This is a genomic window from Actinocatenispora sera, assembly GCF_018324685.1.
Lineage (GTDB): Bacteria > Actinomycetota > Actinomycetes > Mycobacteriales > Micromonosporaceae > Actinocatenispora > Actinocatenispora sera.
The window spans coordinates 5738818-5749433 of the sequence record NZ_AP023354.1 but is presented as its reverse complement, the minus strand read 5'-3'; the positions used below and the strand labels follow the sequence as shown (position 1 = coordinate 5749433).

Genomic DNA, 10616 nt, shown 5'->3' with positions numbered 1-10616 from the left:
CGGTACGGGCGCCCGACAGCGAGGGGTGACGATGGAAGGTCCGGATGCGGTGGGCGGGCGGGCGGCACGGCCGACGCTGCGCCAGGTGGCGGCCGAGGCCGGGGTCAGCCTCAAGACCGCCTCGCGGGTACTGAACGGGCATCCGCACGTCTCGGACGCCACCGCGGCGCGGGTGCGCGGTGCGGCCGACGCGCTCGGCTTCCGGCTCAACCGGATCGCCCGGGAGCTGCGCTCCGGCGCCACCTCGACCTCGGTCGGGTTGATCATCTCGGACCTGGCGAACCCGTTCTACTCGCGCATCGCCCGCGGCGCCGAACGGGTGCTGCGCGCCTCCGGCCTGCAGCTGGTGACCGCGAGTACCGACGAGGACTCGACCCAGGAGCGGTCGCTGGTCGAGGAGCTGCTGGAGCGGCGGGTGCGGGCGCTGCTGGTGGTGCCCAGCGGTACCGACCACGCCTACCTGGAGCCGGAGCACGGCCGGACTCCGGTGGTGTTCCTGGACCGCCCGCCGGTGCGGCTGGCCGTCGACACCGTACTGGTGGACAACCGGGCCGGTGCCCGCGCCGGCGTGGCACACCTGCTGCGCGCCGGGCACCGGCGGATCGGGTTCGTCGGCGACCTGTCCCGGCTCGCCACCCAGCGGGAGCGGATGGCCGGCTTCGCCGACGCGATGCAGGCGGCCGGCGTGCTGCAGTGGGAGCGGTACGTGCGAGCCGACTCGCACGACCAGGCCACCGCGGCCCGCAGCACCCGCGACCTGCTGGCCACCGATCCGGCCCCGACCGCGCTGTTCACCAGCAACAACGTCAACACCGCCGGCGCGCTGCGGGCGCTGACCGGGGTGCCCACGCCGCCGGCGCTGGTCGGCTTCGACGACTTCGACCTGGCCGACGTCCTCGGCATCACGGTGGTGGGCCACGAGCCGGAGGAGATGGGGCGCATCGCCGCCGAGCGGGTGGTGGCCCGGCTCAACGGGGACGACAGCCCGCACCGCACCGTGGTCCTGCCGACCCGGATCATTCCGCGCGGCTCCGGAGAGCGCGCAGCCGCTGACATCCGATGAGCAACCGCTGATTCCGGCACTGTCTCGCCTGTTTCGGCATTCGTGCGGTCTTGTCATCCGATGACTGCCTGGTTAGTGTCGCGCTGCGACGTGAATTGTCTATCCAAGACGGTCCACGCGGGAACCGATCCGGCGGAGGGGGACAGGTGGGCACGGATGGTACGCGGCGTACCGGTACGGTGTGGCCGCGCAAGGTGGGCTCGACCAGGCGCGGCGCCCGACGGCTGATCGGCCTGGCTGCGGTGGCGGCGCTGCTGGTGGGACCGCTCGCGGCCTGCTCCGAGTCGGGCCCGGGCTCGGCGTCCGGCGGTTCCGGCGGCAGCAAGCTCGGCAAGACCGAGACGTTCAAGCTGGGCGTCTCGCTGGCGCTCAACAACACCGACTTCTGGACCTCCTACATCGGCTACCAGAAGCAGTACGCCAAGCAGTACCACGCGAAGCTGATCGGGCCGCTGGTCAACAACAACGACTCGGGCAAGCAGATCTCCGACATCCGTACGTTGATCTCGGAGGGCGCGCAGGCGCTGATCGTCAACCCGGTCGACTCGGCGGCGATCAAGCCGGCGCTGGACTACGCCAGGAGCAAGGGCATCCCGGTCGTCTCCGTCGACGTGGCGCCGACCGCCGGCGACACGTACATGATCGTGCGCGCCGACAACGAGCTGTACGGCACCGAGTCGTGCGAGTACATCGGCAAGCACGCCACCTCCGGTACCGTCGCCGAGCTGCAGGGTGACCTGTCGTCGCTGAACGGCCGGGACCGCTCGACCGCGTTCGAGAAGTGCATGGCGAGCAAGTTCCCGAAGCTCAAGGTCGCGAAGTACCCGACGAAGTGGGATGCGAGCACCGCGACCACGGCGGCGGCCACCGCGATGTCCAGCCACAAGGACCTGGTCGGCATCTACACCCAGTGGAGCGGCCCGGTGCCGGGCATCATCCAGGCCGAGAAGAGCGCCGGGAAGTACAAGCCGGTCGGCAAGCCGGGCCACATCATCATGGTGTCCAACGACGGCGTGCCGTTCGAGATGAAGGACATCCGGGACGGCGTGCTGGACGCGACGGTCTCCCAGCCGGCCACCCTCTACGCGAAGTACGCGGTGTCCTACTCGCGGGACGCCCTGATGGGCAAGAAGTACGCCAAGGGGCAGCAGGCGGCGTCCGGCGCCGGGCCGCTGGTGACGGTCGGCAGCAACCTGGAGGACCCGATCAAGGCGCCGCTGGTCACCAGCCAGAACGTCGACGACCCCAGCCTGTGGGGCAACCAGGCGGCCACGAAGTGACCTCGACCGCCGTCATCGAGGCCGCGGGCCTGTCCCAGACCTTCGGTCGCACCCGCGCCCTCGACGACGTCAGTCTGGCCATCGAACCGGGCAGGTGCCTGGGACTGGTGGGCCGCAACGGTGCCGGGAAGTCGACGATCGTGTCGATCCTGACCGGGCTGCGCCGCCCGGACGCCGGCCACGTCCGGCTGTACGGCGAGCCGGCCCCGCCGGTCGGCGACCCGGCGGCGTGGCGCCGCAAGGTGGCCTGCGTGTACCAGCACTCGATGCTGGTGCCGACGCTGACGGTGGCCGAGAACATGTTCCTCAACCGGCAGCCGCGCCGCCGGTGGGGCCTCATCAGCCCGGCCGCGATGCGTACCGAGGCGGCGCGGGTGCTGGCCGACTGGGGTGTCGAGCTCGACGTGACCGCGCTGGCCGGCGCGATCTCGGTGGAGCAGCGGCAGATCGTGGAGATCGCCCGCGCGCTGTCGGCCGGTACCCGGTGCCTGATCCTGGACGAGCCGACCGCGGCGCTGGAGCGGGCGGCGGTGAGCCGGCTGTTCGACCGGATCCGGCCGCTGCTGTCGGCCGGCGTCGGCATCCTCTACATCTCCCATCACCTGGAGGAGGTGTACGAGATCTGCGACGAGGTCACCGTGCTGCGCGACGGCCGGCACGTGCGGACCGCGCCGGTCGGTGAGATCGGCCAGGACGAGCTGGTGGCCGCGATGGTCGGCGCCGCCGACGCGGCCGGCGTGCACGCCACCACGATCGACGCCGCACCGACCGGCGACACCACCGCCGAACCGGTACTGAGCGTGCGGGAGCTGACCGCGGTCGACGGCCGGGGCAGCGTCACCGGGGTGAGCCTGGACGTGCGACCCGGCGAGTGCGTCGGGCTGCTCGGCCTGGCCGGCTCGGGTACCACCACGCTGGCCGATGCGGTCGCCGGCCTGGTGAAGGCGCTCAGCGGCCAGATCCTGCTGGACGGCCGGGTGGTACCGCCGGGCCGGCCGGACGTGGCGCTGCACCGCGGCGTGGGCTACGTGCCGGAGGACCGGCACGACCGCGGCTACGTGCCGCTGCTCGGGGTGGCCGACAACATCACCATGACGATCAACGACCGGCTGACCCGGTACGGGGTGCTCGCCCCGGCCCGGCACCGGTCCGCCGCCCGCACTCTGGCCGGCCGGCTCGACGTGGTCTCCGCCGGTACCGCACAGCCGGTCGGCGAGCTGTCCGGCGGCAACCAGCAGAAGGTGGTCGTGGCGCGGGCGCTGGCGCGCGAGCCGAAGGTGGTCGTGGCGGTCGCGCCGACCCAGGGCGTCGACGTCGCGTCGAAGCGGTCGCTGCTCGGCGCGCTGGAGCAGGCCCGGGACGGTGGCGCCGGCGTACTGCTGGTCTCCGACGACCTGGCCGATCTGGCGATCGCGAACCGGATCGTGGTGCTGGTCCGCGGCAGCGTGTTCGCCGAGTTCACCGAACCGCCCTGGGACCGGGAGCGGCTGATCGCCGCGGCCGAGGGGCTGGCCGGCGCGGCTACATCGTCCACTGTGGACAAGCAGGACGGCAGGCAGGCCGGTACCGAGGGAGAAGCGCAGCAATGAGCGAGCGCCAGCGAGCGAATCATGGGCATCGGGTGCCTTGGTGCCTCATCGTCGTTCCGACGGAGGAGGAACGACGATGAGCGACACGACTGTCGAGCCGGCGCTGGTGGCCGCGGGCGCCCGGCGCGGTGCCGCGGTCAACCTGATCCAGCAGTTCGCGCTGATCCCGGTGATCGTGATCCTGTGCGTGGTCGGCGCGTTCGTCAGCGACTCGTTCCTGACCCTGACCAACCTCGCCAACGTCGGCCAGCAGATCTCCGCGCTCGGCGTGGTGGTCGTCGCCGAGACGCTGATCCTGATCGCCGGCAGCATGGACCTGTCGTTGCAGTCCAACTACGGGCTGTCGGCGATGGTGGCGGCGTGGCTGGTGGCGCCGGCCGCCTCGTCCGGGCTGGGCATCGAGATCAACCCGCTGCTCGGGCTGCTCGCCGGGCTGATCGTCGGCGGGCTGATCGGACTGTTCAACGGCGCGATGATCGTCAAGGCGAAGATCAACGGGTTCATCCTGACGCTCGCGATGTACATCCTGCTCGCCGGGGTGCAGACCGGCATCGTGTCCGGACACACCGTCGGCAGCCTGCCGAAGTCGTTCATCGCGCTCGGCTCGTTCTACTTCGCCGACATCCCGATCTCGGTGTGGGTGGCCGCGGTGATCTTCGTGGTCGCCGGGCTCTACCTGCGGTACACCCGGACCGGCCGGTCGCTGTACGCGATCGGCGGCAACCGGGAGGCGGCCCGCGCGGCCGGCATCAAGGTGGACCGGATCCGCATCGGGGTGTTCATCGTCGGCGGCGGCCTCGCCGCGCTCGGCGGGCTGATGGAGGCCGGCCGGGTCGTCGCGGTCACCGCCAACCAGGGCACGAACCTGATCTTCACGGTGTTCGCCGCGGCGGTCATCGGCGGCGTCAGCCTCAACGGCGGGCGCGGCAACATGCTCGGCGCCGCAACGGGTGTGGTACTGCTCGGACTGGTGCAGAACCTGCTCGCACTCGCCCAGGTGCAGAGCTACTGGATCGACGCGGTGGACGGCGCGGTCATTCTGGTCGCCCTCGCCCTGTCCCGGCTGGTGGGTGGCGAACGCAGCAGCGAGTGAGCGACGCACCGCCATGCGGTGCGCGGACCGGGGTGCAGGCGGCGCGATCCCGAGCGGTGCGGGCCGGCCGGGCGGTATGGCGGTGCGGGCCGCCGGGCGGTGTGGTTCGGCCGGGCGGTGTGACTCCGCCGGGCCGTGCGGTGGGGGCAGGCGGGCGGCGGAGCACCGCCCGTTACCGTTGCCGGGTGCGGGTACCCGAGTTCGACCGGCCGGCCACCGCCGCGCAGGCCCGGGCCGAACAGGACCGGCTGCGGCCACTGGTGCGCACTGCCGGTTCGCTGCCGGCGCCGCTGCGCACGGTGGCCGGCCTGGACGTCGCGTACGGTGCCGACGACCGGCTGGCCGCCGCGGTCGTGGTGCTGGACGCGGACACGCTCGCCCCGGTCGACCAGGCCACCGCGGTCGGTGTCGCCGCGTTCGACTACGTACCGGGGTTGTTCGCGTTCCGCGAGCTGCCGGCGCTGCTGGCGGCGCTCGCGGCCCTGGCCACGGTGCCCGACGTGCTGGTGTGCGACGGACACGGGCTGGCGCACCCGCGCCGGTTCGGCCTCGCCTGCCACCTGGGCGTACTGCTGGACCGGCCGGCGGTCGGCATCGCCAAGACCCCGCTGTCCGGCCGGTACGAGCAGCCCGGCCCGCGCCGCGGCGACGGCTCGGCGCTGGTGGCCGACGGCGAGGTGGTCGGGCGTGCGCTGCGCACCCGCGACGGCGTCAAGCCGGTGTACGTCTCGGTCGGTCACCGGCTCGACCTCGACGCGGCGTGCGCGCTGGCGCTGCGGCTGACCCCGCGGTACCGGCTGCCGGAAACCACCCGCCGCGCCGACCGGCTCAGCCGCGACGCCCTCGCCGCCGGCGGCTGACCGCCGCGGCCCGCCGGGCCGACGATGGCTGCTGACCGCCGTGGGACGCCGGGCCGACGATGGCGGTGGTCAGCGGGTGTCGGACTCCCGGCGCCGGGCGCTGGTGACCAGGCAGGTCGACCAGGTGTGCACGCCGTCCGGGCCTTCGTGCCGGGCCAGCGCGGCGTGCAGGTCGGTACGGGCGGCGTCGAGGGCGGCCGGAGCGGCGTCGCGCAGCCAGTGCCGTACGGGGCCCCAGCCGAGCAGGAATTCGGTCGCGTCGGCCGCGTCGTGCCCCCACCGCAGCGGTACCCGGGCCGGCTCGACGGCGATGTCGGTGAACCCGGCGTCGCTCAGTACCGCGGCGATGTGCGCCGGGTCGGCGAGGGAGTCCGGCTGCGGGCCGGTGTCCGGCGTCGCCGTGCCGTGCGCCCGCACGGTGCCGAACAGCTGCCACATCTCGTCGTCGGCGTTCGGCGCGCCGAGCGAGACGAACGCGAGCCGCCCGCCGGGGCGCAACGCGCGGCCGATGTTGCCGAACGCGGCCCGCTGGTCGGCGAAGAACATCACCCCGGCCCGGCTGATCGCGACGTCGAAGCCGGCGGCGCCGAGGTCGTAGATCTGGGCGTCGCCCTGCACGTAGTCGATGTTGTCGAGCCGCTCGGCGGTGGTGCTCGCCCGGGCCGTGGCGAGCATCGGCCCGGACAGGTCGATCCCGAGCACCCGTCCCGGCCGGGCGGCGCGGGCGGCGAGCCGGGTGGTCGCGCCGTTGCCGCAGCCGACGTCGAGCACCCGGTCGCCCGCGGTGATGCCGGCGGCGGCGAACAGCGGCCCGTTCAGCTCGGCGTTCAACGCGTCGTACCGGTCCTGGTGCCGGGCCCAGTGCCGGCCTTCGTAGCCGTTCCACGCCTGCGCCTGATCGGTGTTGGCGGGCTGCGCCATGAATACCTCCCGGGGGTGTTTTCGCCAGCATCGCACCGGCACCCCGGGCCGGACATCGTGCCACGGGCGCATCGCCGGCTACATCCCCGGTGGTACTCCCCGGGGGTGTAGCCGACGGCCTCGGTACCGCCGGGCCGGTCAGCCCGGCCAGGAGATGCGGAACGTCCACACGTACCGGCCGGCGTCGGCCGCGGCGGACGGCACGTCGACGACCAGGGCGCCGTCGTCGCGGTGGTGCCAGGACAGCTCCGGCCGGTACCCGAGCAGGTGCACCCGGTCGCCGGTGGTGACCGGCACCGGCGCGTGCACCACCAGCTGGGAGCCGGGCCGTACCAGCGAACTGACGTAGAACGCCCGGTCGCCGGCGACGGTGAACCGCAGGTCGCCCTCGGCGGCGCCCTTGTCCCAGTAGGTGGTGCCGTAGACGGCCTCGCCGTTGACATCCAGCCAGGAGCCCATCTCGCGCAGCCGGGTGGCCATGATCTCCGGGATGGTGCCGTCCGCCCGCGGGCCGATGTCCAGCAGCAGGTTGCCGTTCTTGCTGACCACGTCGACGAGCTGGCCGACCAGCTCTTCGGCGGTCGCGTACGCGTCGTCCGGGGTCGCCGCGTTGTAGCCGAACGAGAACGGGTCGATGCCCCGGCACGCCTCGAACTTCGCCGTCGACAGCGCGAACGACGACGCGTACTCCGGAGTGCTGAAGTCGCTGGTCGACAGCCCCATCCGGTTGTTCACCGTGACCTGCCGGCCGGACTCCAGCGCCTGGTTGAAGTGCAGCGCCACCACCGACGGATCCGTTGCGGGCGTGCCGATGTCACCCCACAGCACGTCCGGCCGGTACCGGGTGATCAGCTCCTTGAGCTGCGGGATCTGCAGCTGGTGCAGGTAGTCGGTCTCACCCCGGTCACCGGTGTAGGGCTCCGCTGCCCCGGTGTAGGGATTCTGCGGACCGTGCCCGCGCCACGGGTCGGCCGGGTTGTACCACTCCGGCAGCGAGTAGTAGACGCCGGTGTGCAGCGACGGCGCGTGCCGCCGGGCGGCGTCGAACAGCTCCCGGACGAGATCCCGGCGCGGCCCCATCCGTACCGCGGTGCGGTCCGAGACGTGCGAGTCGAACAGCGCGAACCCCTCGTGGTGCTTTCCGGTCAGCACGAAGTAGCGCGCGCCGGCCTGCTCGAACAGCCGTACCCACGCCACCGGGTCGAACGCCGCCGCGGTGAACCGGGGGATGAAGTCGTCGTACGCGAAGTCCTCGCCCCAGGTCTGTGCGTGGTGGGCGTAGGTGGGGTCGTCCGGGTTGTTCATCTGCGCCCAGTACCACTCGGCGTACTCCTTGCCGACCGGTGCCCAGGCGGGCACCGAGTAGACGCCCCAGTGGATGAAGATGCCGAACTTGGCGTCGTCGTACCAGTCGGGCGCCTGGTGGGTGGAAAGCGACGCCTCGGTGCCGCGGTAGCGCGGGATGCCGGCGGTCAGCGTCACGTCCCGCTGCGCGGACACGCCCTGCCCGGTGACCTCGACGGTGCCGTCGACCTTCGTCCCCGCCGGCAGGCCCGGCGAGCGGATGCCGACCTGCACCCGGGCCTGCTCGCCGGGCAGCAGCCGGGCGATGCGGGCCGGCGCGGTGGTGTGCACGCCGTCGGCGACGACCCGCACCGTCAGCTGGTGCGCGGCGGTGACCGGCTCGCTGCCCAGGTTGGCCACGGTGACCGCGACGACCTGCGAGCGCCCGGTGCCCAGCCACAGCGTGGTGGACGCGGCGGCCCGGACCGCCACGGCCCTGCCGGCGGTCACCGGCTGCATCGACAGCGCGAACACGTGCAGGCTGGCGCTGCCCGCGGCCGGCTGCGCGGTGGTCGGCAGGGTCAGCCCGGTCGCGGTGCGGTTCGGGTCGCACCACACCGACACCGGGAAGATCGAGACCGGGTGGTGGTCGGTCCCGCTGGGGGAGTACCGGTCGGTGGTGGCGAGCTGGCCCGAGGTGGCGTACCAGTCCGGCGCGGACAGCGGTGCCGTGCTGGTACTGCCGTCGTCGTAGTGCACGGTCGCGTCGCCGCCGGCCGGGCCGTAGGTGGCGGTGGCGAGCAGGTACGCGGCGAGGTACCGGCCGGGCGGCAGGTCGATGGTCTGGCCGGCCGCGACGAGGTTGTCCGGTGCGCCGGCGGCGGTCGTGGCCGGAAACTCGTACGGCACGCCGTCGACGGTCACGCTGCCCGACGGCAGCTGGCCGGCCGGGAACCCGTACCCGCTGCCGTCGATGTTCGCGTCGCCGGGCGCGGTGCCGATGCCGTTGTTGTCATACTTCGCGGCGATCGGTACCGGTACCGGGGCGGCCGGTTCCGACCCGCCGGCGGCGGTCTTGCCGGTGCCGGCCGGTGCGGCCAGGGCGGGCGCCGCGGCGCCGAGCGCGAGGGCACCGCCGGTACCGGCGGCGGCGGTCAGCAGGTGTCTTCTGGGCAGTCCCATGCAGTCCTCCCGATCCGTGGTTTCACCCGATCTCTAATCGGTCAGCCGCCGTGTTTTGCGGATCAACGCGGGACCGGGCCGGAAAGAGGTCGGATGTATCGACCACGCGCCATTGGACCGCGACCGGGCGAAGACGTCAACCCCGACGACCGGGTACGCACCGGCGCGATCACCCGGCGGTCCGCCCCGGCACGGCCGACATGTCCACTGCGGCGCGCCGGGCGGCACACCGAACCACTCGGACGGTGCCGCACCCGGACGTCGGGCCATCTAGCATGTGCCCGTGCCGATCTCCAGTTCCGAACCGTCCGCGCCCGGGTCGACCGCGCCGGCCGGGTTCGTGCCGGTCGAGTCCGCGACCCCGGGCGCCGCGCCGTCCCCGCTGTACGTGGTGGGCGACGTGCACGGCCAGTACGGGCCGCTGCTCGCCACGCTCGCCGCCAACGGTCTGGTCGACGCCGACGGACACTGGTCCGGCGGTACCACCCGGCTGTGGTTCCTGGGCGACCTGACCGACCGTGGCCCGGACGGGATCGGGGTGGTCCGGCTGGTGCGCCGGCTCGGCGGCGAGGCGGCGCCGGTCGGCGGCCGGGTCGACACGTTGCTCGGCAACCACGAGATCCTGCTGCTGGGCAGCCGGCGGTTCGGCGACGAGCTGATCGACCTGCCGGCGGGTGCCCGCAGCTTCCGCACCACCTGGCAGCTCAACGGTGGCCGGGACAGCGACCTGGACGCGCTGACCGACGACGAGGCGGAGTGGCTGACCGAGCGGGCCGCGATGGTGCGCGCCGACGACTTCCTGCTCGCGCACTCCGACACGGTGGCGTACCTGGACTACGGCGACAGCGTCGAGCAGATCGTCGCCGCGCTGCGCGCCGAGCTGGTCGACGGGGACGCACCGCGGTGGTGGGAGTGCTTCCGGCAGCTGACCCGGCGACACGACTTCCGCGGCGAGGACGGCGTGGCCCGGGTGGCGGAGATGCTGGACACCCTCGGCGGCCACCAGTACGTGCACGGACACAGCCCGATTCCGGAACACCTCGCCGTCGATCCGAGCGAGGTCACCGAGCCGCTGCTGTACGCCGACGGCCGCGCCCTGTCGGTCGACGGCGGGCTGTTCGCCGGCGGCCCGTGCCTGGTCACCCGGCTGCCCTACCGGGCCGCCGCGCGATAGCCGGACCGCCCGGCCGGTCCGCCGAAGCCCGGCCGGGCGCGTAACGATCAACTGCGCCGATTGCGACAGTCACCGGGCCGGGTGACGCGAACGGCCGAATTCTCGTCACCTGCCCCCGTTCCGGTTCGTTGCGCCATATGAAGTGGTCGACCAAGATGGTAGAAATCTTA

The 10616-nt window shown here is 73.0% G+C and carries 8 protein-coding genes; 6 read left to right on the top strand and 2 right to left on the bottom strand.

The annotated features are described in order from the left end of the window. Nucleotides 1-31: 31 nt before the first annotated feature. The 5 genes from Asera_RS27000 (at nucleotide 32) to Asera_RS26980 (ending at nucleotide 5885) form a co-directional block, all read left to right on the top strand. Nucleotides 32-1063, top strand: coding sequence for a LacI family DNA-binding transcriptional regulator (locus tag Asera_RS27000; protein ID WP_030444386.1), 1032 nt, complete (start codon nucleotides 32-34; stop codon nucleotides 1061-1063). Between the two features lie 146 nt (nucleotides 1064-1209). Further along, nucleotides 1210-2343 carry a sugar ABC transporter substrate-binding protein gene (locus Asera_RS26995; protein ID WP_051801542.1) on the top strand — a complete coding sequence of 378 codons (1134 nt, stop codon included), beginning with the start codon at nucleotides 1210-1212 and terminating at the stop codon, nucleotides 2341-2343. Further along, the gene (locus Asera_RS26990; protein ID WP_035295124.1) at nucleotides 2340-3932 is read left to right on the top strand and encodes a sugar ABC transporter ATP-binding protein; all 1593 of its coding nucleotides are present in this window, start codon (nucleotides 2340-2342) and stop codon (nucleotides 3930-3932) included. The genes Asera_RS26995 and Asera_RS26990 overlap by 4 nt, the downstream gene beginning before the upstream one ends. Before the next feature lie 76 nt (nucleotides 3933-4008). After that, the gene (locus Asera_RS26985; RefSeq protein ID WP_030444389.1) at nucleotides 4009-5025 is read left to right on the top strand and encodes an ABC transporter permease; all 1017 of its coding nucleotides are present in this window, start codon (nucleotides 4009-4011) and stop codon (nucleotides 5023-5025) included. A gap of 185 nt (nucleotides 5026-5210) precedes the next feature. Then, nucleotides 5211-5885, top strand: a complete 675-nt coding sequence (locus tag Asera_RS26980; protein ID WP_030444390.1) for an endonuclease V — start codon at nucleotides 5211-5213, stop codon at nucleotides 5883-5885. 69 nt (nucleotides 5886-5954) lie between these two features. Here the strand turns inward: Asera_RS26980 and Asera_RS26975 are convergent, their stop codons facing one another. Next, nucleotides 5955-6806, bottom strand: a complete 852-nt coding sequence (locus tag Asera_RS26975; protein ID WP_030444391.1) for a class I SAM-dependent methyltransferase — start codon at nucleotides 6804-6806, stop codon at nucleotides 5955-5957. Between the two features lie 138 nt (nucleotides 6807-6944). Beyond that, on the bottom strand, nucleotides 6945-9272 hold the full coding sequence (locus tag Asera_RS26970; RefSeq protein ID WP_030444392.1) for an alpha-L-fucosidase: 2328 nt from the start codon (nucleotides 9270-9272) through the stop codon (nucleotides 6945-6947). Nucleotides 9273-9555: 283 nt separating this feature from the next. Between Asera_RS26970 and Asera_RS26965 the strand changes: the two genes are divergently transcribed. Continuing rightward, nucleotides 9556-10446, top strand: a complete 891-nt coding sequence (locus Asera_RS26965) for a metallophosphoesterase (protein ID WP_212804732.1) — start codon at nucleotides 9556-9558, stop codon at nucleotides 10444-10446. Nucleotides 10447-10616: the final 170 nt, after the last annotated feature.

Excerpts from the sequence above, each read along its gene's own strand:
- Asera_RS27000 (WP_030444386.1), top strand. The coding sequence starts at position 32 with ATGGAAGGTCCGGATGCGGTGGGCGGGCGGGCGGCACGGCCGACGCTG.
- Asera_RS26985 (WP_030444389.1), top strand. The coding sequence starts at position 4,009 with ATGAGCGACACGACTGTCGAGCCGGCGCTGGTGGCCGCGGGCGCCCGG.
- Asera_RS26975 (WP_030444391.1), bottom strand. The coding sequence starts at position 6,806 with ATGGCGCAGCCCGCCAACACCGATCAGGCGCAGGCGTGGAACGGCTAC.
- Asera_RS26970 (WP_030444392.1), bottom strand. The coding sequence starts at position 9,272 with ATGGGACTGCCCAGAAGACACCTGCTGACCGCCGCCGCCGGTACCGGC.